General features: G+C 71.7%; 22 protein-coding genes. 8 read left to right on the plus strand and 14 right to left on the minus strand.

Annotated features, from left to right (window positions below):
* Positions 1-50: 50 nt before the first annotated feature.
* Positions 51-971 (minus strand): nitrate- and nitrite sensing domain-containing protein, encoded by a 921-nt coding sequence (locus tag ACZ7OH_RS16195; RefSeq protein ID WP_470281511.1) that lies wholly within the window; start codon positions 969-971, stop codon positions 51-53.
* A 133-nt stretch (positions 972-1,104) separates the two neighbouring features.
* Here ACZ7OH_RS16195 and ACZ7OH_RS16200 point away from each other — a divergent pair, with 133 nt between their 5' ends.
* Positions 1,105-1,416: a nucleotide pyrophosphohydrolase gene (locus ACZ7OH_RS16200; RefSeq protein WP_400901602.1), complete on the plus strand. Its 312-nt coding sequence runs from the start codon at positions 1,105-1,107 to the stop codon at positions 1,414-1,416.
* Here ACZ7OH_RS16200 and ACZ7OH_RS16205 read toward each other — a convergent pair.
* Genes ACZ7OH_RS16205 through ACZ7OH_RS16215 form a run of 3 tightly spaced genes read right to left on the minus strand, consistent with a single transcriptional unit; the run spans position 1,413 to position 3,678 of the window.
* Positions 1,413-1,697 carry a DUF3024 domain-containing protein gene (locus tag ACZ7OH_RS16205; protein ID WP_470281512.1) on the minus strand — a complete coding sequence of 95 codons (285 nt, stop codon included), beginning with the start codon at positions 1,695-1,697 and terminating at the stop codon, positions 1,413-1,415. The genes ACZ7OH_RS16200 and ACZ7OH_RS16205 overlap by 4 nt on opposite strands.
* Before the next feature lie 23 nt (positions 1,698-1,720).
* On the minus strand, positions 1,721-2,275 hold the full coding sequence (locus ACZ7OH_RS16210; protein ID WP_470281513.1) for a P-loop nucleotide/nucleoside kinase family protein: 555 nt from the start codon (positions 2,273-2,275) through the stop codon (positions 1,721-1,723).
* A 26-nt stretch (positions 2,276-2,301) separates the two neighbouring features.
* A complete protein-coding gene (locus tag ACZ7OH_RS16215; protein ID WP_470281514.1) occupies positions 2,302-3,678 on the minus strand; it encodes a 3'-5' exonuclease in 1,377 nt (458 codons plus the stop codon).
* A gap of 196 nt (positions 3,679-3,874) precedes the next feature.
* On the opposite strand from ACZ7OH_RS16215, the gene ACZ7OH_RS16220 reads away from it, so the two are divergent.
* Entirely contained in the window at positions 3,875-4,654 is a 780-nt protein-coding gene (locus ACZ7OH_RS16220; protein WP_470281515.1) for a thermonuclease family protein, read from the plus strand.
* Positions 4,655-4,668: 14 nt separating this feature from the next.
* Positions 4,669-6,915, plus strand: coding sequence for a helicase-associated domain-containing protein (locus tag ACZ7OH_RS16225; RefSeq protein WP_470281516.1), 2,247 nt, complete (start codon positions 4,669-4,671; stop codon positions 6,913-6,915).
* On the opposite strand, the gene ACZ7OH_RS16230 is transcribed toward ACZ7OH_RS16225, so the two are convergent.
* Both ACZ7OH_RS16230 and ACZ7OH_RS16235 read right to left on the minus strand, forming a co-directional pair.
* The gene (locus ACZ7OH_RS16230; RefSeq protein WP_470281517.1) at positions 6,912-7,550 is read right to left on the minus strand and encodes a class F sortase; all 639 of its coding nucleotides are present in this window, start codon (positions 7,548-7,550) and stop codon (positions 6,912-6,914) included. The genes ACZ7OH_RS16225 and ACZ7OH_RS16230 overlap by 4 nt on opposite strands.
* Complete coding sequence (locus ACZ7OH_RS16235; protein WP_470281518.1) at positions 7,547-8,038, minus strand: excalibur calcium-binding domain-containing protein; 492 nt, start codon at positions 8,036-8,038, stop codon at positions 7,547-7,549. Before ACZ7OH_RS16235 ends, ACZ7OH_RS16230 begins: the two co-directional genes overlap by 4 nt.
* A 284-nt stretch (positions 8,039-8,322) precedes the next feature.
* Here ACZ7OH_RS16235 and ACZ7OH_RS16240 point away from each other — a divergent pair, with 284 nt between their 5' ends.
* Positions 8,323-8,949, plus strand: coding sequence for a response regulator (locus tag ACZ7OH_RS16240; protein WP_043788689.1), 627 nt, complete (start codon positions 8,323-8,325; stop codon positions 8,947-8,949).
* A gap of 211 nt (positions 8,950-9,160) precedes the next feature.
* Here the strand turns inward: ACZ7OH_RS16240 and ACZ7OH_RS16245 are convergent, their stop codons facing one another.
* From ACZ7OH_RS16245 to ACZ7OH_RS16265, 5 genes are all read right to left on the minus strand, one after another.
* Positions 9,161-10,327, minus strand: coding sequence for a GAF domain-containing sensor histidine kinase (locus ACZ7OH_RS16245; RefSeq protein WP_470281519.1), 1,167 nt, complete (start codon positions 10,325-10,327; stop codon positions 9,161-9,163).
* A gap of 59 nt (positions 10,328-10,386) precedes the next feature.
* Positions 10,387-13,743 carry a thiol reductant ABC exporter subunit CydC gene (gene cydC, locus ACZ7OH_RS16250; RefSeq protein WP_470281520.1) on the minus strand — a complete coding sequence of 1,119 codons (3,357 nt, stop codon included), beginning with the start codon at positions 13,741-13,743 and terminating at the stop codon, positions 10,387-10,389.
* 59 nt (positions 13,744-13,802) lie between these two features.
* The gene (gene cydB / locus ACZ7OH_RS16255; protein ID WP_470281521.1) at positions 13,803-14,810 is read right to left on the minus strand and encodes a cytochrome d ubiquinol oxidase subunit II; all 1,008 of its coding nucleotides are present in this window, start codon (positions 14,808-14,810) and stop codon (positions 13,803-13,805) included.
* A 228-nt stretch (positions 14,811-15,038) separates the two neighbouring features.
* On the minus strand, positions 15,039-16,508 hold the full coding sequence (locus tag ACZ7OH_RS16260) for a cytochrome ubiquinol oxidase subunit I (RefSeq protein ID WP_470281522.1): 1,470 nt from the start codon (positions 16,506-16,508) through the stop codon (positions 15,039-15,041).
* Positions 16,509-16,546: 38 nt separating this feature from the next.
* Complete coding sequence (locus ACZ7OH_RS16265; RefSeq protein ID WP_470281523.1) at positions 16,547-17,539, minus strand: S41 family peptidase; 993 nt, start codon at positions 17,537-17,539, stop codon at positions 16,547-16,549.
* 186 nt (positions 17,540-17,725) lie between these two features.
* Here ACZ7OH_RS16265 and ACZ7OH_RS16270 point away from each other — a divergent pair, with 186 nt between their 5' ends.
* The gene (locus tag ACZ7OH_RS16270) at positions 17,726-18,313 is read left to right on the plus strand and encodes a TMEM165/GDT1 family protein (protein WP_470281851.1); all 588 of its coding nucleotides are present in this window, start codon (positions 17,726-17,728) and stop codon (positions 18,311-18,313) included.
* 61 nt (positions 18,314-18,374) lie between these two features.
* Complete coding sequence (locus ACZ7OH_RS16275) at positions 18,375-19,040, plus strand: DUF998 domain-containing protein (RefSeq protein WP_470281524.1); 666 nt, start codon at positions 18,375-18,377, stop codon at positions 19,038-19,040.
* Here the strand turns inward: ACZ7OH_RS16275 and ACZ7OH_RS16280 are convergent.
* Positions 19,037-19,672, minus strand: coding sequence for an IclR family transcriptional regulator (locus ACZ7OH_RS16280; RefSeq protein ID WP_470281525.1), 636 nt, complete (start codon positions 19,670-19,672; stop codon positions 19,037-19,039). The genes ACZ7OH_RS16275 and ACZ7OH_RS16280 overlap by 4 nt on opposite strands.
* Complete coding sequence (locus ACZ7OH_RS16285) at positions 19,669-20,523, minus strand: hypothetical protein (protein WP_470281852.1); 855 nt, start codon at positions 20,521-20,523, stop codon at positions 19,669-19,671. Before ACZ7OH_RS16285 ends, ACZ7OH_RS16280 begins: the two co-directional genes overlap by 4 nt.
* An 86-nt stretch (positions 20,524-20,609) precedes the next feature.
* Between ACZ7OH_RS16285 and ACZ7OH_RS16290 the strand changes: the two genes are divergently transcribed.
* The gene (locus ACZ7OH_RS16290) at positions 20,610-21,782 is read left to right on the plus strand and encodes a homogentisate 1,2-dioxygenase (RefSeq protein ID WP_470281526.1); all 1,173 of its coding nucleotides are present in this window, start codon (positions 20,610-20,612) and stop codon (positions 21,780-21,782) included.
* A 44-nt stretch (positions 21,783-21,826) separates the two neighbouring features.
* Here the strand turns inward: ACZ7OH_RS16290 and ACZ7OH_RS16295 are convergent, their stop codons facing one another.
* The gene (locus tag ACZ7OH_RS16295; RefSeq protein ID WP_470281527.1) at positions 21,827-22,186 is read right to left on the minus strand and encodes a hypothetical protein; all 360 of its coding nucleotides are present in this window, start codon (positions 22,184-22,186) and stop codon (positions 21,827-21,829) included.
* Positions 22,187-22,467: 281 nt separating this feature from the next.
* Here ACZ7OH_RS16295 and ACZ7OH_RS16300 point away from each other — a divergent pair, with 281 nt between their 5' ends.
* Entirely contained in the window at positions 22,468-23,775 is a 1,308-nt protein-coding gene (locus ACZ7OH_RS16300) for an nSTAND1 domain-containing NTPase (RefSeq protein ID WP_470281528.1), read from the plus strand.
* Positions 23,776-23,841 lie beyond the last annotated feature (66 nt).

Consider the following 23,841-nt stretch of genomic DNA (forward strand, 5'->3'; position numbering starts at 1 on the left):
GTCCAACCGCGTGCTCTTTTCGGCGTAACCGGTGACTGGTCGTGACGACCTCATCGGCGGCGCAAGTCGTCGAGCACGGCTTTCATCGGCCACGGCTCGGGGACGCGCGGCCGTCGTGACCGTGCGTGCCGAGGGCGCGGGATCGCCGCCTGGATCGTCGGCACCATGATCGGCACGACCGGCACGGGCACCCGCGCGACGAGCCGGCGCACGACGACGAGCAGGAGCCCGGCGCACAGCAGGAGGGCCGCGCTCGCGGCGATCGCGCCGGCGAGCGTGCGGCGGCCGTCGTCGAGGGTGAGCTGCACGGCGTACTGGCTCTGCTGGGAGTACAGGTTGCCGAGCTGCTGGGAGACGCTGTAGGCGGCGCTGCGCCACGTGGACTCGGGAACGGGCAGCGGTTCGGCGGCGGCGAGCGCGTCCTCGACGGCCGCCAGCCTGCTCCAATCGGCGCTGCGGGTGAGCGACTCGTACGCGGTACGGCCACTTTCGGTGAGCTGCGGCGCGATCCGCTCCAGGTCGGCCCGGTAGGCGGCGACGGCTTGTGTGAACGGCCGCCGCGTCACGCCGTCGATCCCCGCCAGGGCGAGGGAATCGGAGCGGTCCATGCCTTCGGCGACGGAAAGCAGCTCGACGGCGGTGGTCTGCTGGTAGGCCGATTCGGCGTCGGGCGCGCGGCGCGCGTACTCGCGCAGACCGGCGATGGCGGAGTCGATCCGCTGGGTGAAATTCGCGTACGCGGCGGTCCGTTGGTCGGGCGCGGACATCGCGGCGCTGCGCTGCCCCTGCAGCGACCCGACGGCACTCGCCGTCCAGCCCGCGGCCCCGGCCGTCTCCATGGCGCTGTCGCGCGTCCGGTTCGCTTGGTGGACCAGGAAGAACGCGATCACGACCGCCACGACGACGAGCGCACCGCCGGGCACGAACGCGATGCACAGCATGCGGCCGCGGACGGATCGCAGGTACTTCAAGACGTTCCTCTCCCAGCCTCAAGCCCCGCAAGCATCCCGAAGGAGTTCAACCTATTGAGTGAGAGATTCACCGGTCAACGCCGGTCCGCCATACGGCCGTTAGCGCACCGTGACGGCTGAGGACAATCGGCGCGTGACCTTCGACGACGTGACCCAGCGCCTCCGCGCGTTCGCGGCGGCCCGAGCCTGGGAGCCGTACCACACCCCGAAGAACCTCGTGATGGCGTTGTCCGGCGAGGTCGGCGAGCTGACGTCGCTGTTCCAGTGGCTGACCCCGGAGGAGTCCGACGCGTGGCGCGACGACCCGGCGCTGGCGGCGAACGTCCTGGACGAGATCGCGGACGTCACGTTGTACCTGCTCCAGCTGGCGGACCGCCTGGGCGTGGACCTCGCGGCCGCGGCGCACGCGAAGATCGACCGCAACGAGAAGCGGTTCCCGGCTTAGATTTCGCTCAGCAGCGGCGGCGGGGTGCTGGCGACGGGAGCGTCCGGATCGGCCAGCCACCCGCCCCGGCCGTCGGACCGCAGCATCGACCAGATCCCGAACTCGTCGAACCGCAGCTGCGCGATGCCTCGTTCGGAGTCGTCGTCGGTCCGCAGTTCGACGATGGTGACGACACCGTCCCGGACCCGGCACTCGACGCGGAGGCGGTCACGGAGGTGTTCGGGAACCCGCTGGGCACACCACCGTTCGATCTGCCGCAACGCGAGCTCGGGTATCGCCATGCGTCCAGTGAACCGCACGGCGGTCAGCGAGCTTCGCCGAGGACCGCGACGACCTCGGCGTAGGTCTGCTCGGGCGCGCGGCCGCCCGTGGGCACGACGAGGCAGCCGGGCCGCTGCGGGAGGTACGCGGCGAGCTGGTCGTGGATCCGTTCGACGATGGCGACCCCGCCGCGCTGGTTGACGACGTCGTCCACGCCTTTGGTGGCGGAATCGCCCTTCGCAGCGCGCTCGGCGAACCGCGCCCCGGCGACGGTTTTGTCGGCGGTGAGCAGGACTTCCCGGTACTCGGCACCACAGCGTTCCGCGGCGTCCTCGAAGGCCTGGATGTCGACCACGCGGGTGGCGAGCTGCGGCATGACGACGTCGTGCCCGGTCCGCAGGTGCGTCTCGGCCATGGCGAGGGTGAGCAGCTGCGCGGCCTTGAAGGTCTCGAAGAAGGTGTCCCGCCAGCCCCCGATGAGGCAGACGACCCGATCGGTGTCCAGGTTCAGCACCCCGGGCCGCCGCTCGGCGTAGACCTGCGCGATCGTCGACTTCCCGATCCCGGAGGGCCCGTTCAAGTGGATCAGTCTCGGCACCGCGTCGACGCTACCGAAACCCCGGCTCACCGCGGCGCCGGCTCGGCGATCCACCACCCGCCCAGCAGCGCGCCGACCCCCAGCGCCGCGAGGAAGATCCCGCCGGCCAGCGGGGTGCCACCGAACATCGCCACCACGACGATGAACATCAGCACCAACCCGACGCCCATCAAGACTCGGCCACCCACCACCTTCGGCAGGCGACCGCCCGACGGCACAGCCTGCACCGCGGGCGCCTCGAAGCCGAGAGCGACCGGCGCCCCGCGCACGTCGAGCACTTCGGCCCCCAGCTCGGCAGCCCTGGCCAGCCGCGGTTCACCAGCCGGCACGGTCGCGTCCACCACGAGGTGCGTGACGCTCGCGGTCAGCTTCTTGGCCAGCTGGACGCCCTCCTCGAGCACCCGCGCCCGCAGCTGGTCCGCGGCCACCGTCGTGCCGAGCACCAGCACCCGCGTCGCCTTCCCGCCGTCGGTCGGCCGCACGTCGACCCCGGCGACGCCGAGCGCGGTCGCCACCTGCCGCAGCTCGCGCGCTTCCGCCGCCGTCACGACGCCGTCCCGTTCCGCGATCTCGCGCAGCGCCGTCACGAGCTGTTCGTGCGTCGACCGCACCCGTGCTTCGGACAGCCCGGCCTCGGCCGCCAACGCGGCCAGCGCCGTCACCTCGTCCGGCGTCAGGTGCTGGTCCGCGACGACTTCCGCGAGCAGGTCCAGGTAGGCGTCGCCGTCCCGGCCGGCCGCGACCCGCTCGACCGCGTCGGCCATCCACCCCGGTTCCGCCGTCGCCACCTCGCCGCGCGGGAGCAGCCGGCCGCCGGAGAACCGGGGCAGGCCGGGGAAGACCGGTGGCGCCGCGAACGTGAGCCCGTACCGCTCGACCATGCTCGTCACGAGCCGCGCGACCGTCCTCGCGCCGGACAACGCCGACTGCCCGGGCCTGGCCGGCACACCCAGCGCGTGCGCGACGGTGGTGAGCCGGTAGTTCGGCAGCCGCAGGACCGACTGCGCCACCGCGAGCGTCGAGACGCCCGGCAGCGCGGGCATCCGGACCCCGAGGTCGCTGACCTCGAAGCCGAGGAAGGCCGAGACGACCGCCAGGTCGTGCGCCACGACCACGCTGCCGGTGCACAGGTCGAGCAGCGGCCCGAGCACCTCGCCGAACGGCGGCGCGTCGTCGAGTTCGCCGCGCGTGATGCCGTGCGCCGGACCGGGCGGGACGCCGGCGCCGGGATCCACCAGCGTCGTCAGCTGGCCGGCGATCGAGCCGTCGGCGTGCACCCGCACCGCGGCGAGCTCGACGACGCGCCCAGGCCGCAGCCCGGTGGTCCGGATGTCGATGGCGGTGAAGTCGGTTCCGTGCGCGGGATGACCGCCGGGCCCGTGCAGCGGGAGAGGTTCGATCACGTCTGCACGGGTCGTTCCGCGGCCGCGTCTTGTGACAGCTTTTCGGTTCGGAACCGCGGTTCGTGACGTGATCGTGACGGCAACAATCCCCCGGATAACGACTGGTGGTCGATCACGAGCCCGCGCGTAACAACGGCGGGAGTTTTCCCGAGTACTCCCTCGGCACGTCGTGTTCGAGGAACGAGGGAATCCGGGGATGAAACGCCTTCCGAACTGGCTGAAGATCGTCTTGGCTGCTTTCGCCGTCCTGTTCGTCCTGGGCGCGATCTTCGGGAAAGCCCCGGAGCCGAAGCCCGTGGCCGCCACGCCGGCGGCACCCCCGACGACCCCGGTGACCAGCACGACCCCGGTTCCGGTCAGCTACACGGTCGCGTCCGTGACGGACGGCGCGACCGTGGTGGTGAAGGGCAGCGACGGCTCGAGCAGAACCGTGCGAGTCCTCGGCGTCACCGCGCCGGTCGTCGGCAACGGGTGCTACGGGCTGGAATCGCTCGGCTGGGCGAGCGCGACCCTTTCCGGCAAAGCCGTGACGCTCGGCGTGGAAACGGCGCAGGGTGTCGCCGTGACTTTGGCCGGTGGCCAGGACTACGCGGCTCTCGCGATTCAGGGCGGTTATCTCAAATACGCGGCGAATGCCGCGGAGCCCGCACTCGCGGCCGCCGAGGCAGCGGCGAAGCAGGCCGTCAGCGGGCTATGGGGACCGCCGTGCAACGGGAACATCGACGTCCCGGCACCGACGCCGACGCCTACGCCCACTCCGACGCCTATGCCTACGCCGGAGCCGCCGGTCACCAAGGCGGCCCCGGTGCCCCCGCCCGTGGAGACCACCGAGGACGCCCCGCAGCCCGATTCCTCCGTGTACTACAAGAACTGCGCCGCGGCGAAGGCCGCCGGCGCCGCCCCGCTGCACCGCGGCGAGCCCGGCTACCGGCCCGCGCTCGATCGCGACGGCGACGGGGTGGCCTGCGAGCGGTGATCTAACCTGGTTCGATGACCACCGCCGACGACCTGCTCGGCAGGCTCGCCGCCCTCGGTCGGGACGGCCTGGCGAAAGTCCTCACCCACCGGCCCGACGTGCTGCGCGAACCGTGGCCGCGGCGGCTCGACGTCGTCGCGGCCCGGCTCGCCTCGGCCGACTCCCTCGACCAAGCCGTCCTCGGGCTTTCGTTGCCGCAGGTGCAGGTCCTGCGCGCCGTCCAGCTGTGCCACACCCTCGGGCTGCGGCCGACGCCGGTCGCGGAAGCCGGCAAGCTCCTCGGCACCACCGCCATCGAGTCCTTTGTGGATGATCTGACCGAGCGCGCCCTGCTGTGGCGCGACGACGACAACGTCACGCTGCCGGAATTCCTGCACCGGACGACGTTCCACACCGAAGGCCTCGGCCAGCCGGTCGCGGACCTGCTGGCTGAGCTCGGCCGCAGCCGCACTGCGCGGCTGTCCCAGGCCCTCGGGCTGCCGGAGGGTCTGAAGGAGCTCGTCCACTTCTACCGCGACGGCGACCGCGTGCGCGAGCTGTTCCGCACTGCCCCCGAGCCGTCGCGGAAACTGTTGCAGGACATGGCCGACGGCGTTCCCGAGGCCGAGGGCGTCCTGCCGTTCCACACCGCGGAGGGCTGGGCGTTCGAGTACGGCTTTCTCTTCAGCACCTACTACGGCAGCGCGGCCATGCCGATCGAGGTGTCGCTCGCCCTGCGCGGCCCGGACCACCAGCTGCCGTTCACGCCCGACGAACCCGAATATCCCGTCGCGCACGTCGGAGTCGAGTCGGCGGAGGCGACGTCCTCGGCTGCCGCGCTTCGCCTGCTCGACCGCGTCTCGGCTGTGGTCGACCTCGCCGCCGCGGAGCCGTTCCCGCTGCTGAAGGACGGCACGATCGGCGCGCGGCTGGTCAAGAAGGTCGCCAAGGACACCGGCGCGACGCCCGCGGAGATCGAGCTGGCCATCGACCTCGCGGCGCAGGCCGGGCTGCTGCTGGCCGAGGAGCCGCCCCCGCCGCGCCGCGGGCAGAAGGCGCCGCCGCCCACGCTCGCCCCGGACCCCGACCTCGCCCGCCCCGCGCCGGCGTTGCTCTACCGCCTGCTGGTGACGACCTGGTGGGACCAGGCGCCGCCGGAGCTCGGGACCGACGTCGGCGCGCTGGTGCGGCGGCTGGTCGTCCGGCTGCTGGCCCGGCTCGAGCCCGGCACCGCCGTGGTCGACGGCCTGACCCAGCTCGCCGAATGGCACGCGCCGATGCTGCCGACCGAGGACTTCGCCGGCCACGTCCGGGACGCGCTCGAGGCGGCCGAACTCCTCGGCGTCGTCGCGCACGGCGCCGTCACCGCGGTCGGCCGCGCGCTGCTCGCCGAGCATGACCTCGTCGAAGTCACCGACGGGCTGGTCGCCCGGGCGCGAACGACGGCGCTGTTCGGCACCGACCTCACCGCGATCGTGCCCGGCTCGCCGGACGCGCGGCTCGCCGCGTCGCTCGACCGCGTCGCCGACCGCGAAGCACAGGGCACCGCGACCAGCTGGCGGTTCTCCCCCGCGTCCGTCCGGCGGGCGTTCGACCAGGGCGCGTCGGCCGCCGAACTGCTCGACGAGCTGAGCACGCTCGCCGCGGGTGAGCTGCCGCAACCGCTGGTGTACCTGGTCAACGACGTCGCGCGGCGCCACGGCGAGGCGCAGGTGCTCGACGTCGCCAGCGTCGTCGTCGGCGAACCCGCCGTGCTCGCCGAGCTCGCCGCGCACCGCAAGCTCGCGAAACTCGGCCTGCGCGCGGTGGCGCCGACCGTGCTGACGTCCACTGTGGACGCTTCCGGAACGCTCGACGCCTTGCGCGAAGCGGGTTACTCGCCGACCCATCACGCCGCCGACGGCACCATCGCGCTGCCCGCCCGCGAGCCGGCGTCGCCGACGGTCACCTTCCGGGACCCCGAGCCGGACGAACGACCGCCCGACCCACGCGAACACGCCGAGCGGCTGCTCGCGGCGCCGCCGAGCGGGCCGAGCCTGCTGCGCGGGCAGCTCGCGCGGGCGATGAGCGACCGCTACGCCGGCCGTCTGACCCCGAAGCAGCAGCAACTCTGCTGGCAGCTCGAAGCCGGCATCCCCGCGGACATCGTCTACCGCGCCGACGACGGACCGGCCGGCCTGGTGATCGCGTACCCGGAGCTCGACGGCGACGTCCTGGACGTCTGGTCGCTCGGCGACCACGCGTACCGCCGGCTCGAGCTGGCGCGGATCGACCTCGGCTAGGCCTCGACGCCGGTGAGCCGCGCGTAGACCACGACGTTGTCGAGGTAGTTGCCGCTCGACCGGTCGAACTCGCCACCACAGGTGATGAGCCGCAGTTCGGGCTCGGCGGTGTCGCCGTAGACCTGGTCGGTCGGGAACTCCGCCTTGGCGTAGCGGTCGACGCGGTAGACGGTGAAGACGGCGGTCCGGCCGTCGGACCGCCCGACCCTCGCCTGCTCGCCGGGCCGCAGGTCCTTGAGCCGGGAGAAGGCGCCGGGAACGTGCTTGTAGTCGACGTGCGCCGCGAGCACCGCCGGGCCGACCTCGCCGGGCGAGGGCGCGCCGGTGAACCAGCCGACCGTCGTGGCGTCGCCCGGGACCTCGAGCTCGCCCTTCGGGGTCAGCCCGAGGTCCTTGAGCGCGTCGGCGCGCACGCCGATCGCCGGGATGCTCAAGGAGGCCGGTTTCGCCGCCGGGAGCCCGCCGCCGGACGGCGTGGCGGTGGTCGACGGCGCGACCTCGACGGGCACGGCGGACGGCGGGGCGACCTGCTCCGACGCGTGCGGCGAGAACGCGAGGACGAGGGCCACCACCAGAACCGACCCGAGCGCGGCGACGACTGCCGTGACCGCCGGCCACAGGCGTGGGTGCCTCAATTCGCGCGCCGGCGCAGGTGGAACACCATCCCGCCGGACGCGGCCGCGGCGAGCAGCGCGCCGCTCACCACGAGGAAGGCCGGGGCACCCTCGTCGGGCTCACCGCCGCCGGTGGCCACGCCGCCGACCGGCTTCACCTTGACCTGGCTGCCGGTCGTGGATTTCTTGCTGGTCGCGGTGGTTTTCGGGATCGGGTGGGTCTTCGTCGTGGTCGACGGCTGTTCGGACGTCGGGGTGGACGTGTTCTGCTGCGGGCGGTGCGGCAGGGATTCGCACGCGATTCCGTCGTGATCGGAATCGAGGTGGTTCGGGTCGCCCGGCGTTGCGTCGAGAACCGCTTGCGCCTCTTCCTGGTACTTGAAGTCCGAGCAGTTCAAGTCGCCGGCGAGCGGCGTCGAGAGCTGCGCGGAGGCGAGGGAGACGGGGCCGAGAAGAGCGAGCCCGGCGACGGCCGCGGCCGTCGTCAGGGCACGACGAAACAAGGACACCGGAAGTCCTTTCAGGGAAGAATCGGGGCGATTGCGTGGTTAGTATCGCGACGCCGTCAGCCCCGTTACGAACGTTTCCGGAATTCCGGAAACGTCAGCGCTCCACCGGAAATCCGCGGTTTCGTGATTCTTCGCCATTGGCCGCTGACCTGCGGAATCAGTGCCGGAAATGCATACCGCCGGGAATGTTACGAGATCCGCGGTCACACTTTGGGCGTAATCGTCCGGTGTGACGTGCGGACCGGCCGGCACCACGGCGTCCGCGTACCCCGTAACCTGGGGATATGCCGATCCAGGTACTGCTCGTCGACGACCACGAACTGGTCCGCCGCGGGCTTCGCGACCTCCTCGGCGACGAACCCGACATCGAGGTCGTCGCCGAGGCGAGCAGCGTCGAAGAGGCGCTGGCGGTGGCGATGCACGTCGAGCCGGAGGTCGCGGTGGTCGACGTCCGCCTCGGCGACGGCGACGGCATCACGCTCTGCCGCGAGCTGCGGTCCAAGCCGAACCCGCCGGCGTGCCTGATGCTGACGGCGTTCGACGACGAAGAGGCGATGGTCGGCGCGATCATGGCCGGCGCCGCGGGTTACCTGCTGAAGCAGGTGCGGGGGCAGGACGTGGTGAACGCGGTGCGCGAGGTCGCGGCCGGGCGGTCGCTGCTGGACCCGGTGAGCACCGCGCGAGTGCTGGACAAGATGCGGCACCCGCCGACGGACGAGCTGGCGACGTTGACCGAGCGCGAGCGGGACGTGCTCGAGCTGATCGGCCAAGGGCTGTCGAACCGCGAGATCGCCGAACGGCTGTTCCTCGCCGAAAAGACGGTCAAGAACTACGTCACGTCGGTGCTGGCGAAGCTCGGCATGCAGCGCCGGACGCAGGCCGCCGCCTGGATCGCGCGCCGGGAGAAGTAACTCCGCGCGACGCTCGCGTCCGCAAGCCGCCGTTCGCTGCGTCCTTTTCAGTGGTCGTCACGGTCCGCCACGTCGAGCGGTGGTTTTGACCTGCCGTTTTCACTCGAACGTGAGTCGAATATGTGTTCGATCTGTCGGTACGATCTTTGGTGAGGGCGATGAAGGGAGGCTGGATGACCCGAGAAGGTTAGATCGCGGTCAGTCGAGTGGTTCAGTCAAGTGGGAGGTCGAACGCGACGAGCGTGCCGAGACTGGGCGAGGAGTTCAGGAAGAACTTGCCGCCCGCGGCGTCCGCGCGTTCGGCGAGATGACGCAGGCCACGGGTGGCGACGCCTTGGGGGACACCGGAACCGTTGTCCCGGACACGGAGTTTCACGCCGTCGGAGTCCCTGGCCAAGGTCACGCGGGTTTCGCTGGCGCCGGAGTGTCTGACCACATTGGACAGTGCTTCGCGCAGGGCGGCCCGGATGTGGTCGGCGCGTTCCGCGGGGATGTCGGCGAACTCGCCGGACAGCTCCAGGGTCGGCGGGTATCCGAGCAGCTCGCCGGCGATGCGGACCTCGCCGCGCGCCGACTCGGCGAGGTCGGTGGGCGTGCCGGTGTCGTGGCGAGGCTCCGGTGACCTCAGCGCGCGCACGGTGCCGCGGATCTCCTCGATGGTCTGGTCGAGCTGGTCGATGGCGTCGGACAGCCGCGCGCCGTCGGCCTGGGCGAACCGCTTGCGCATGTTGCGCCGAACCCGGTCGAGCTGCATCCCCGCGCCGTAGAGCCGCTGGACGATGACGTCGTGGAGTTCGCGAGCGATCCGCTCCCGCTCTTCGTAGAGTGCGACGCGATGCCGGGCGTTGGCGCCTTCGGCGAGCGCGAGCACGACGCCGGCCTGGGCGGCGAAGGCGACGAGCATCTCGACGGTCCCGGCGGAGAACGGCTCGCGTCCCTGCTTGCGGTAGACGGTGAGCGCGCCCAGCACGCGTCCCCCGGACCCGAACGGCGCGGCGGCGAAGGGCCCGTAGCCGTGGAGTTCGGCGGGTACGAAGGGCGCGGTCCGCGGGTCGACGGTGAAGTCGGCGCTCGCGACGGGCTCACCGCCGCGCGCGACCCGCCCGGCAGCGGAGTCGGCGGGGAGAGCGAGCCCGCGCAACGACTCCCCGTTGCCATCGTCGGGTGGGGGTTCCTCGGCGGTGGCGTAGTGGGCGGCCTCGACGACGACGCGGCCGTCATCGGCGCTGACCATGGCCAGGCCGAGGTCGGCATCGGCGAGTTCGGCCGCCCGGGCGACGACGGTGTCGAGCACCGCGCCCGGGTCATCGCCGGAGAGGGCGGTGCTCGTGATCTCGGTGGCGGCGGACAGTGCCCGCGCGGCAAGCGTCGGATCCATGAGTTCCGTCATTATCGCGCGCCGCTGCGGCGGCACGCCAAGCGCGCTCCGGGAATCGATCACGACACAGGCACCCGCACGACAACCCGGCCGTCACGGACCTCAAGGACGACGTCAGCGTCGTCGGCCTCCTCGGCGCGATGGGTGACGTGAACAACGGTCCGCCCGGCAAGCACCTCCCGCAGGTGCGCGCGCACGACGTGCGCGGTCGGCTCGTCGAGGTGCGAAGTGGGCTCATCGAGCAGCACGAGTCCGGCCGACGGCGCCCCTAGCAAGGCCCGAGCGAGGGCGACGCGCTGGGCTTGCCCACCGGAGAGCCCGCTGCCACCGCTGCCCAGCAAGGTCTCCGGCTCAACATCGGCGACGGCTGCTTGCCGCAGGGCGTCACGCAGGTCGTCGTCGGTCGCGGCCGGCTGCGCGAGCCGAAGGTTTTCGGCAACGGTGGTGGCGGCCAGCATCGGCTCTTGAGGAGCCCAGGCAACCCGGCCCGGGACATCGATCAGACCGCGCCGGGGAGCGAGAAAGCCAAGGAGAGCGGCCACAAGGGTCGACTTCCCGGCACCGCTCGGCCCGACAACGGCGGCATAGGTTCCGGGCGCGAGGTCAAGATCGACATCGCGAAGAACAAGGGGCCCACCAGGCCACCCAAGCTCAGCCCCACGCAACACGACGCGCCCATCGGTCCCGGTCTGGTCCGGCAAAACGCGCCGCTCGAAGCCATCCCCGTCGCGCGCGCCGCCCCGCGCGCCGTTGCGGCCGGGCTGAGCCATACCCCACCGCCTGGCGCCGGTCTCGCCCCGAGCGCTGGCTTCTTCCGGCGGGCCAGCGCGCTCAACCTGCGCCGGGGTGTCGGCCAAGCGGTGGCGTGCCTGCTGAAGCGTGTCCCAGTGCTGGGCCACCGGCGGCAGCAGCGCCAGCACCTCCGCCATAGCCAACGGCACCAAGGCCACCAGCGGCGCCAGCACCGGGTCGAGCCCTCCCGCCGCTACCGCTCGCGCCGCGAACGCCGTGCTGATCACCGCGCCCGCGCCGCACGCCAACGTCACCAGCGCCTCCGCCGCGCCCGCGCCGAAGGCCTGGCGGCGGGCCTGCGTCACCAACCGCGTGTCCGCGTCCGACAACGCCCGGCGGTGCTCGCGATCCTTACCGAACGCCAGCAACTCGGCCGCCGCCTCGAACAAGACCAAAACCCGGGACGCCACCTCACGACGGCCGTCCGCCAGGGCCGACGTCGCCCGGCGCTCCGCCCGCAACGCCACCCACGGCGCGCACAACCCCACCGCCACCGCCGCCAGCAACGTCAGGCCGGCCGTGGGCAGCACCCACATCTGCACGACGATCGCCCCCACCGCGACCAGTGCCACCACCAACGGCGGCGACACCACCCGCGGCAGCAGGTCGCGCACCGTGTCGACGTCGGCCACCAAGCGCCGCTGCCCCTCGCCCGCTCGCAACCCGCGTGCCGGTCCCAGCCGGACCAGCGAATTCCACAGCCGGACCCGGAGACGGCCGGCGATGCGGAACGCCGCGTCGTGCGTCACCAGCCTTTCCACGTACCTCAGCGCCGCGCGGCCCAGGCCGAACGCGCGGACGCCGACCACCGCGACCGTCAGCGTCAGGATCGGCGGCTGCTGCGACGCCTTGGCGATCAGCCAACCCGACGTCGCCGTCAGCGCCACCCCAGCCAGCAACGCGAGAGCGCCCAGCGCCGCGCCGGCGAAGAGCCGTCCGTCGAGCAGTGCGCGCCACGGCAGCGGCGGGCGAGGAGCGTCCATTGTGGACGAAGACGGCGCGACCGGGACGTCGGGAGACATGTCGACCGCCGCCGTGCGCTCGTGGGCCGCGATGATCGCCGCGGCGCCGTTGTCGACCGCGCGCTGGACTGCGGCGAGCACCAGGCGCGCGTTGGCCTCGTCGAGGTGGGCCGTCGGCTCGTCGAGCAGGAGCAGCCACGCGCCGTCGCGGACCCGGTGCAGCGCCCGCGCCACCGCCACGCGCTGACGTTGTCCCAGCGACAGTTGCGCCACCGGGCGGTCAGCGAATCCCTCGAGGCCGAGTTCGGCGAGGAAGTCCTCGCCGCCCACTTCCTCCCGGACAGTCCCGCCGGTGAACACCGGCGACTGCGGCACCCACGCGACCTGTTCGCGCCAGCGCGCGAGGTCGGCGCCGGCCAGGTTCGTCGCGCCGACCGTGATGGCGCCGTCGTCGGCCGGGACGAAGCCGAGCAGCGCCGAGAGCGTCGTCGACTTGCCGCCGCCGCTCGGGGCACGCAGCCAGATCGTCTCGCCGGGGCGGACCGAGAACGTCTCGCCGTCGGGCGCGAACCCGCCGCGTCGCTCGACGCGCAACGACGACACGCGCAGCTCGCCCGGCGAGGGCACCGCGGTCCCGAACGAAGGCACGGGCTCGGCCAGCAGATCGGCAACGCGCCGGACGGCTTCGACGCCGTCCTCGCTGGCGTGGAACGCGGCGCCGACCGCGCGCAGCGGCTGGTAGCACTCGGGCGCCAGGATCAGCACGCCCAGGCCGATCGCCAGCGGCAGGCTCCCGCCGACGAGCCGGACGCCGATCACCACGGCGACCAGCGCGACCGACAGCGTCGCGATCAGTTCGAGCACGAACGCCGAGGAAAACGCCACCTTCAACGTCTTGAGCGTCGCGCGGCGGTGGCGTTCGGACAGCTGCCGGACGGTCTCGCCCTGCGCGGTCGCGCGCCGGAACGCCGTCAGCACCGGGAGCACGCGCACGAGCTCCAGCAGGCGTCCGGACATGCGGTGCGTGGCGTCGGTCGCGCCGGCGACGCGGCCGGCCGTGAACTTGCCGACGAGGATCGCGAACACGGGGAGCAGCGGCACGGTCAGCGCGACGATCACACCGGACGGCCAGTCGGCGAACAGGATCGCCGCGCCGGCGCCGAGCGGTACGACCGCCGCCGTCACCAGCGCGGGGAGGTACTCGCGGAAGTACGCGTCGAGCGCGTCGAGGCCGCGGGTCGTCAACGCCGTCAGCTCGCCGTGGCCGCGGCGGGCGATCCACTCGGGGCCCAGGCGCAGCGCGTGGTCGACAGCTCGCGCGCGCAGCTCGCGTTGCGCGGTCGCGGCCGCGCGGGCGGAGACCGTGCGCACCGCCCAGCCGGTCAACGCGCGCGTCGCGACGAGCGCGAGCAGCGCGGCCAGCTGGGCGGTGCGTCCCCCGGAGCCTGCTCCGACGATCGCCGCGAGGACGTCGGCGAGCAGGAACGCCTGGGCCACCAGCGCGGCGGCGTGGAGGAAGGACAAGAAACCGACCAGGGCCAGCGCCCGGCGCACGGCCGGCACGAGGGCCGGCAGTGCGCCGAGCGGGCCCTTTCCCGGCCGCGCCGAGTCCACTGTGGACTCCGAGGCGGGAAGAGGAGCGCGTCCGGGAAGCTGTGACATCCGGGGCTCCGCCCCGGGCCGGGGGCTCCGCCACCCGGAACCCCCGAAAGAATGCTTCGTCATGGCGCGTGGACCGCCGGGATGTGCTGGGTGCCGATGCGCTTGCGGAACACCCAGTACGTCCAGCCCTGGTAGACGAGCACGGCCGGCGCGCCGAAGGCGGCAACCCAGGTCATGACGGTCAGCGTGTACGGGCTCGACGCCGTGCCTGCGACGGTGAGGTTGTTGGCGGGGTCGAGCGTCGAGGGCAGGACGTTCGGGAAGAGCGCGCCGAACAGCGTGACGGCGGCCCCGGCGATGACCACGGCGAGCGCGGCGAAGGCCTGCCCGTCGTGGTCGGCGCGCAGCCGCAGCCAGGCGACGACCACGGCGAGAGCACTGATCCCAAACGAGAGCAGTGTCCACAGCGTGCCTTCGCGCCACTGGACGACCGTCAGGAACGCGACAATCGGCACCATCGCGGCCGGCAGGGCTTTCACCGCGAGGCGCTTCGCGCGTTCCCGCAGGTCACCGCTGGTCTTGAGGGCGAGGAACGCGGCGCCGTGGGCGAGGGAGAAGGCGGCGATCGCGATGGCGCCGAGCAGGGTGTCCCAGCGGAAGGCGGCGAACGCGGAGCCGACGCGGTTGCCGTGGGCGTCGAGCGGCAGGCCGAGGACGGTGGTGGCGATGATGAGGCCGACGCCCAGCGGCGCGACCCACGAGCCGGTCATGATCACGCGGTCCCAGGTGCGGCGCCAGCGTTCGGAGTCGACCTTGCCGCGGTATTCGAAGGCGACGCCGCGGCCGATGAGCGCGATCAGCACGATGAGGAGCGGCAGGTAGGCGGCCGAAAAGAGCCCGGCGTACCACCCGGGGAAGGCGGCGAACGTGGCGCCGCCGGCGACGATGAGCCAGACCTCGTTGCCGTCCCAGACGGGTCCGATGGTGTTGACCATGACGCGCCGCTCGGTGTTGTCCTTCGCGAGGACGGGCAGCAGCATGCCGACGCCGAAGTCGAAGCCTTCGAGGAAGAGGTAGCCGAGCCAGAAGAAGGCGATGACGACGAACCAGACCGTCGCGAGGGTCATCGGGCACCTACCACAGTGGTCGGACGCGTTCGGCTCTGCGCGGCGCGGTGGCCGTGAGTTATCCACATCCGGGCGAGTTGTCCACAGATTTGCTGTGGGTAACCCGCGAGAGTGACCGAGCCGATACGCTGGGTTCGGGGACGCCCCCCGGGAAGGGCGGGGGCTGCTTTGCGGGAGTCTGGGGCTGCTGCACAGCCGCTGAGCTGCAGGTTTGTCATTTCGGCCCCCTCAGTACGCGAAGGCGAGCGTGTCGCCTTCGGCCTCGTCGGGGTTCTTTGGTGGGGGCATCACCGCGTCGACGCCGCCTCGGATGTACTTGCGCATCAAGTACAGCTCCACCACTCCGAGCGCCGCGTACACCGTGGTCAGCGCGATCAACGAGGTCCACACCTCGCCCGTTGTCACGCGCGACACCGCCTGGGCCGTGAACATCCACACCCCGTCGACGCCGCTCGGGTTGGGCGCTACCACGAATGGCTGACGGCCCATCTCCGTGAAGATCCAGCCCGCGCTGTTGCCCAGGAACGGTGTTGCGATGCCGCCCAGGACCAGGAGCGGGAACCAGCGGCCTTCCGGGGTGCGTCCTCGGCGGGTCAGCCACAGGGCCAGCACTCCGATGCCCGCCGACACCGCGCCGAAGCCGATCATCATGCGGAAGCCCCAGTACGTCACCGGGAGGTTGGGCACGTAGTCGATCGGCTTGCCCGCCAGCGAACCCAGCGCCGGGTCGTTCGGGTAGTTCGTGCCGTACTTCGCCTGGTACTCGGTGATCAGGTCTTCGACGCCCTTGACCTCGGTCTTGAAGTCGTTGTGGGCCAGGAAGGACAGCAGCGCCGGGACGTTGAACGTCTTGACGTCCTCGCAGTTCGAGCCCGCGACGTCGCCGATCGCGATGATCGAGAAGCTCGCCGGCTTTTCCGTGTGGCACAGCGCTTCCGCCGACGCCATCTTCATCGGCTGCTGCTCGAACATCAGCTTGCCCTGCGCGTCTCCGGTGATCGCGAGGACCGCGAACGCCGCCACGCCGACCCAGCCGCCGAGGCGCAGCGAGGACCGCCACACATCGGCATGGTCGCCTCGCCGCCAGAGGTGCCAGCCCGCGACGCCCACCAGGAACGCCGCCGCCACCGAGAACGCGCCGGCCAGGGTGTGTGGGATCGCGGCCAGGGCCGTGTTGTTCGTCAGCACCGCCCAGATCGAGTTCATCGTCGGCTTGCCGTTCTCGAACGTCACGCCGACCGGGTGCTGCATCCACGAGTTCGCGGCCAGGATGAAGTACGCCGACGCCATCGTGGCCAGCGAAAACGCCCACGCGCACGCCAGGTGGACCTTCTTCGGCAGCCGGTCCCAGCCGAAGATCCACAGGCCGAGGAAGGTCGACTCGACGAAGAACGCGACGAGCCCTTCCATCGCGAGCGGCGCGCCGAAGACGTCGCCGACGAAGCGCGAGTACGCGCTCCAGTTCATCCCGAACTGGAACTCCTGCACGATGCCGGTCACGACGCCCATGGCGAAGTTGACCAGCAGCAGCTTGCCCCAGAACTTGGTCATCTTCAGGTGCCGCGGCTCGCCGGTGCGGACCCACATGGTCTGCATCGCCGCGACCAGGATCGACAGCCCGATGGTCAACGGGACCATCAGGAAGTGGTAGACGGTGGTGATGCCGAACTGCCACCTTGCTAGATCGAGGACCTCCACGTGGTCCAGCGTCCTCCCAGGCGCCGGACCCAGCTAGATCAGACGGTCCTGTCCCTCCCGGGACCTACGTCCTTCACCTGGTCGAGTGCCTGCCGCGCTTCTTCGGCGACGCCGCGGCGCGGCCCGGTCGCGCCCAGCTCGAGGACGTGCCGCAACGCCAGCTCGTACGCGGTGTCGAACGCCTGGTCCGCGGCCACCGGCAAGTCCGGCCGGACGCCGACGCCTTCCCAGTTCTCCCCCGTCTCCGGGTGGAACGAGCGCGCGATCGAGACGGTCACGTCGAGGTAGGTGTCCACTTTGTACTGTTCACGCGGGTGGGCGCCGCCGCGCGTCGCCTCGCCCACCGTCTTCGCCCGGCCCTGCTGCTGGAGCGAGAACGCGAGGTCCTCGCCGCCGGAGAACGTCCGCGGCCCGGTCAGCACCCAGACCGGCTTGGTGCCGCCGAAGCGCAGCCCCGGGACGTACGGCAGCGTCCACATCTGCGTTGTCTTGTGGCCTTCGCGCTCGTAGATGTCGAGGTAGTGGACCTGCTCGTCGACGAGGTAGGTCTGCAGCAGCGCGCTCGTGCCGGGGCTGCCGCCGCGGTTGCGGCGGACGTCGAGCAGCAACGCGTCGGCGGGCGCGAGCAGCGTCATCGCCGCCGCGATCGCCGGGCCGGCCAGCTCGGGCGGGTAGAGCATCGTCGTGTCGAGGTAGCCGACGTTGCCCGCGAGTCGGTTGACCTCGGCGATGCCGAAGCCCTCCAGCTCGGCCTCCAGCCGGTAGGCCTCGGAGTTCATGGCCGCGTCGCCGTCGTCGGCGACCGGGTCGGCGTGGTGCCGCAGGCGCAGGTGCTTGTCGCCGTTGACCGACTGCAGGTCCGTTGTGACGAGCGTCGCGAACCCGGCGTCGTCGACATCGGCGTACGCGCCTTCGCCGAGACGCCGGCGCAGCACTTCCGCCAGCTTCTCCGCGACGTCCGGGAAGACGTAGTGCGCTTCCAACCGGCGGATGACCTCGTCGACCTGCGCAGCACGCGCTTCAGACCCCATCTCGTCAACCTACCCCAGGCCACAATCGGATTTTCGGCGTGCCGAAGAAAATTGTGCGACGCGGCTTGACGACAAATTCATGACTGCCGATCCGGCAATTTCGCGGAAGCCATCAGCTTGCGGTGCGCTTAACCTCCCCTTTATCGTTGCAGTGAAAGGGGCGAAGAAATACTCATGACTGCCGCGATGGTGGCGTTGATCAGCGCGTTCGGCCTGGTCCTCGCCGTGGAACTGCCGGACAAGACCTTGGTCGCCACTCTGGTGCTGACCACCCGTTTCCGCGGGGGTCCGGTATTCGCCGGCGTGTGCGCCGCGTTCGCCGTGCAATCCGTCATCGCGGTCGCGTTCGGCAGCGTGCTGACGCTGTTACCGGACGTTGTCCTTTCGCTCGTCGTCGCCGCGATGTTCGGCCTCGGCTCTTTTATGCTCCTTCGCGAGGGATTCAGCGAAGCTGACGAAGCAGGCGAAGACGCTTCGCGCGTCGGCCCCGCTCCTATCTCCTTCCTGCGCTCCGCGATGACGTCGTTCGGCGTGCTCTTCGCCGCCGAGTGGGGCGACGCCTCCCAGCTGGCGACGGCGAGCCTCGCCGCGCGCATCGGCAACCCCGTCGCCGTTGGTGTCGGCGCCTTCGCGGCCTTGATCGTCGTCGCGGGCCTCGCGGTGTTCATCGGCGCGAAGATCCGCAGCCGGATCAAGCCGAAGCTGATCCAGCGCTGCGCCGGGTTCGCCTTCGCCGGGTTCGCGGCCTTCGCCCTGCTCCAGCTGGCCTTCTGAGCCGACAGCTCTTTCACAGGGTCGCCGGGTAACCTTTCGGGAACGAAAGGATGAGCGCCCGGTGAACAAGCCCTTGACTGCCGCCGTCTCGCCACTGCACGGGCGGCTCGCGCTCGGCGGTATCGGCTTGGCCGTGGCCATCTCGATCGACCTGCACCTGCGACTGTCCGGCCAGGTCAGCCCGGTCTGGCAGACGCTCTCGGAGTACGTCTACGGCAAGCTGGGCTCATCCTCGGCCGCCCCTCTGTTCAGCGTGATGTGTCTGGCGCTGTCGCTGGGCTCGGTGGCCCTGCTCGCCGGCATCGCGAAGGCGCACCGGCCCGGCACCACCGCTGTCTGCGTGCTGCTCGGCGTCTGGTCGGCCGGCCTGCTGGTGTGCGGGCTCGTGCCCGTCGACCCCGACGGACAGGCGCGGTCGCTGTCCGGACAGGTCCACAACTTCGCCGCGCTCACGGCGTTCGTCGCCCTGCCCGCCGCCGCGTTCGTGCTGACCAAGCGCGGCCGCGAGCGTTGCCCGTGGGAACCGCGCCGGACGACGATCCGGCGGCTGGCGACGGCGAGCTTCGCCAGCATCGCCGTCGTGCTCGGCGGGTTCGTCGTGACGCTCATCGTCGGTCCCGCGCAGCAGGACGTCACGCTGGGCCTGTTCGAGCGCCTGCTGTTCTCGGTCGACGTCGCCCTGCTGCTGACCATGGTCCGGCCGCTGCTGGCGGTCTCGCGGCGCTAAGCGCGCAGGATGTCCGCCAGGCGGACGGCGGCCGCGACGACCTGCGGGCCCACCTCGGCCGCCTTGAGCGGCTCCAGCGAGACGACACCGACGCTCGCCTTCAGGCCCGGCACTCCGCGGACCGGCGCCGCGACGCCGGACGCGCCCGCCTCCAGCTCGCCCGTCGACGTCACCCAGCCGTCGCCACCCGGGCGCAACGACATCGCCTTCCCGGCCGCGCCCGCCGTCAGCGAGTGCCGGCTCCCGACGCGGTAGGCGACGTGGAAGCTCGTCCACGACGGCTCGACGACGGCCACCGCAAGCGCTTGCGTCCCCTGCGCGACCGACAGGTGCGCGGTCGCGCCGACCTTCTCGGCCAGCTCGCGCAGGACCGGACCGGCCGCGTCCCGCAGCTGCGGCAGCACCTGCCCGGCCAGCCGGAGCAGGCCGACGCCGAGCCGGACCTTCGTGCCGTCGCGCCAGACCAGCCCGCGCTCGGACAGCGGCACGAGCAGCCGGTAGACGGCCGCGCGGCTGGCCCCGATGGCCACGGCCAGCTCGGAGATGGTCGCCGCGTCGCCGCCGGCGTCGGCCACTGCCTGCAGCAGCGCCAGCCCGCGGTCGAGCGTCAGCGACCCCTCCCGGCTGGTCACAGCAAGCCGAGTTCGCCCATGTCGGCGACGGGCTGCTCGAACGAAGCCGCCGCGTAGGACGCGAAAAGCGACCGGACGGCCTTCGCGGCCGGCTCGGACAGGGCACGGGCCTCGTCCGCCAGCGCTTCGGCGTCGGTCGACTCCAGCGCCGCCCGGACGTCACCGCCGGAGAGGCTGCGCGCGGAGGCCACGAGCAGGTTCAGGAAGCCGTGGTGCACGAACCCGGTGTCCGGGTCGGCGTGCCGGACCGCGCGGTGCAGGCTGTTCGTCGCCTTGAACGACGCCCCTTCCGCCCCGCTGACGACGGCGAGGAAGTCCGCCACCTCGTCGACGCTCGGGAAGTTCTCGCCCGCCTGGCCGCCGCAGCGGATCTTCGGCCAGCTGCCGTGCTCGATCACCTTGCGCACGCCCTCCAGCCAGCCGACGCCGCGCCGCGGCTCGACGACGCGGATGACGTCCTCCGGGACGAACTCCGAGACGCGCTCCAGCCACACCTCGTCGACGTCCGACGGCGCCGGCATCTCGACCATCCGCAGCGCGAGCAGCTCGCTGCGCGACTCGACGATGGAGATCGCCTTCGGGACGCCGCCGAGACCGGTATCGATGATCAGCGACAGCGGCAGCGGCTGCTTCGGCTTGATCTTGATCAGCTCGGTGATCAGTTCCGGCAGTCGGGACGCCTGGCAGAGGAAAACCCCCAGGACACCGGCGTGTTCGGACTCCCGGCTCGCGAAGTGCGCGCGCAGGGCTTCGGGCATGGCCGCATCGCCCGGAGGGAACAGCGCCGAGTCGTCGACGAGCCTCGCGAACAGGGGAGGAATTCCACGGGGGCCGGGGGGCGTGAGTTCCACAGCGCTTGACACGACTGACACGCTAGTAGCGTACGACATGAGGACAAAATCGTTCGCACAACGGACGCCTTTTGGAGGGTGCGCCGATGCCTTACTACCGGCAAGTAGGCGAGATCCCGCACAAGCGGCACACCGCGTTCCGCAAGCCCGACGGCGGCCTCTACGCCGAGGAGCTGATGGGTGTCGAGGGCTTCTCCGCCGACTCCGCCCTGCTCTACCACCGCGGGCTGCCGACGGCGATCGTCGACGCGGTCGCCGTCGAAGAGGACCGCGGGTCGCTCACGCCGAACCACCCGCTCAAGCCGCGGGCGTTCAAGACCCAGGACCTCAAGTTCGGCGGCGAAGCCGACGCGGTGACCGACCGGCGGCGGCTGTTCGGCAACCACGACGTCACCATCGGGTTCGTCACCGCGACCGCACCGAGCCCGCTCTACCGCAACGCGGCCGGCGACGAGCTGTTCTACGTTCAGGGCGGCTCCGCGACGGTCGAGACGATCTACGGCCGCCTCGAGGTCGGCGACGGCGACTACCTCGTCATCCCGACGTCGTGCACCTACCGCGTCGTGCCCCACGGCGAGGTCGGCCTCTTCATCCTCGAGGCGCGCGGGCACATCGGGCCGCCGAAGCGGTACCTGTCGGCGAAGGGGCAGTTCCTGGAGCACTCGCCGTACTGCGAGCGCGACGTCCGCGGGCCCACCGAGCCGATGCTGGAAGACGGCGAGGACGTCGAGGTCCTCGTGCGGCACCGCGCGGGCCTGACGCGCTACACGTACGCGACGCACCCCTTCGACGTCGTGGGCTGGGACGGCTGCCTCTACCCGTGGGTGTTCAACATCGACGACTTCGAGCCGATCACCGGCCGCGTGCACCAGCCGCCGCCGGTGCACCAGACGTTCGAGGGCCCGAACTTCGTCGTCTGCTCCTTCTGCCCGCGGAAGGTCGACTACCACGAGGACTCGATCCCGGTGCCGTACAACCACGCGAACGTCGACTCCGACGAGCTGATGTTCTACGTGCGCGGCAACTACGAGGCCCGCAAGGGCTCGGGGATCGGGATCGGCTCGCTCTCGCTGCACCCGTCCGGCTTCACGCACGGTCCGCAGCCGGGCGCGGCGGAGGCGTCGATCGGCGCGGAGTTCTTCGACGAGACCGCGGTCATGGTCGACACGTTCGCGCCGCTGGAGCTTGGTGAGGCCGCCGACGCGTCCGAAGACCCCGGGTACGCGTGGACGTGGTCGCGCCGCGGCCCGTCGAGCTGAAGGAACGGGCCCTTCCCCGCGGGGAAGGGCCCGTCCGCCACGGATCAGGCGTCGTACCAGCCGTAGTTGGTGATCGTGCCGTGGCCGTAGCAGTTGCCGCCGAAGAGCCAGTAGCCCGGGCCCTGCGCCGGGCCGTAGACGTCGGCGCCGTCCGAGCAGTGCGTCCAGGCGCCGCTGCTGCCGTAGTCGATCCGCACGTTGGCGGTCCAGTCGTCGCTGTCGAGGTGGGTGGTCTCCCAGCTCTGGACGTGGCCGGTGACCGCGCCCGGCCCGGCGACGACCGAGTGCACGCCCTTGGGGAGCTGGTCGGCCGAAGCCACGCCGGCCCCCGCCAGCCCCATGGCCACCACAGCGCCCGCGCCGAGCACCACGGCGCCGGCCCGCTTCACCGTCTCGATGTTCACGATTCCTCCAGTGTGTCCCCCGTCGCCGGACCGGTCGATCCGGCACCTTCCGGTCTAGTGCGCCGGGGATGTTCTGTCCGGCGCGGTGGACAGCGAACGACAAAATCCGAACAATGGGAGGTGCCAAGGGGGGTGGCACAATGCCGCGTGGGGAACGGCCCATCGATACAGACGTAGAAGTGTTGTCACAGTTCGCCGCGGATTTGCGGCTATTGCGGGAGAAGGCGGGGAGTCCCCCTTATCGGGAACTCGGGAAACGGGCGCATTACTCGGCGGGCACATTGTCCGACGCGGCGAGCGGCCGGAAACTGCCGACGCGGGCCGTCGCGCTGGCCTACGTCCGCGCCTGCGACGGACCCGTCCCCGCGTGGGACAAGCGGTGGCACCAGGCCGCGAACCAGCTGCGCCGGTCCGTCGCCGAGCCGCCGTACCGCGGCCTGGCCGCGTTCGGGCCCGGGGACACCGAGCGGTTCTTCGGCCGGGAGACCGTCGTCGAACTCCTGCTGAAGCACCTCGCCACCGAACGCCTGGTGGTGCTCACGGGCCCGTCGGGCAGCGGGAAGACGTCCGTGCTGCGGGCGGTCCAGGAGCGTCTCGACGACGTGGTGGTCGTCGACCAGGTCGAAGACGTCCTGGCCCTCCCAGACGGAGAGCGGGTCGTGGTCGGCCTGCGTGACGACTTCCTCGAGGCGCTGAGCCGGCACCCGGATCTGGCCGCGGCCCCGCGGGTCACCTTGGGCCCGTTGACCGCCGAGCAGGTGCGGGCCGCGCTCGGCAGGCCCGCGTCGGACGCCGGACGCGCGCTGGAGCACGCGCTGCTCGCGACGCTCACGGCCGAGGTCGTCCGGCAGCCGGGCGCGCTGCCGTTCGCCACGGAGGCGTTGCGCCGGACCTGGCGCGCCGGCGGCCTGACGCTCGCCGGGTACGACGCCACCGGCGGCATCCCCACCGTGCTGGCCGACACCGCCGAAGCGGTCTACGGCCGGCTCGCCGCGGCGGACCAGGCCGTGGCCAGGGACCTTTTCCTGCGTCTGGTCACCTTCGGCGAGCACACCGCGGACACCCGGCGGCGGCTGCCCCGCGACGAGCTGGACGCGCCGGCCGTGGCGGAGCGGTTCGTCCGGGCCCGGCTGATCACCGCCGATCGGACCGGGCTGGAGCTCGCGCACGACGGGCTGATCGACGGCTGGCCGCGGCTGCGCGGCTGGTTGACGGAGGACCGGGCCGCGCTGGGCGTCCACCGCCGGCTCACCGAAGCCACCCGGCTTTGGGAGGCGGCGAAGCTCGAACCGGCGGCGCTGTACCGGGGCGTCCGGCTGACCGAGGCGGTGAACTGGGCCCAGCGGCCGGACGCCCGGCCGAACGCGCGGGAACGCCGGTTCCTGGACGCCGGCTCGCGGCAACGGGAGAGCGAACTGATCGCGAGCCGCCGGACGGCCGTCCGGCGGCGGCGGCTTTCCGCGGCCACCGCCGTTTCCGCGGTGGTCGCCGCCGCTTCCGCGGTGACGGCAGTTCTGCAGCACCACCGGGGCCGGCGGTCGAGGATTTCGACGAACAAACAATTGCGCTGGCAAAACAAATTCCTCTGACGGTATTTAAGCCGTCACACCCGCCTCCGCGGGCAACGGTTCGGCAACGCGCCCCCGGCCACCCCG

Source organism: Amycolatopsis sp. NPDC114478 (assembly GCF_055633805.1).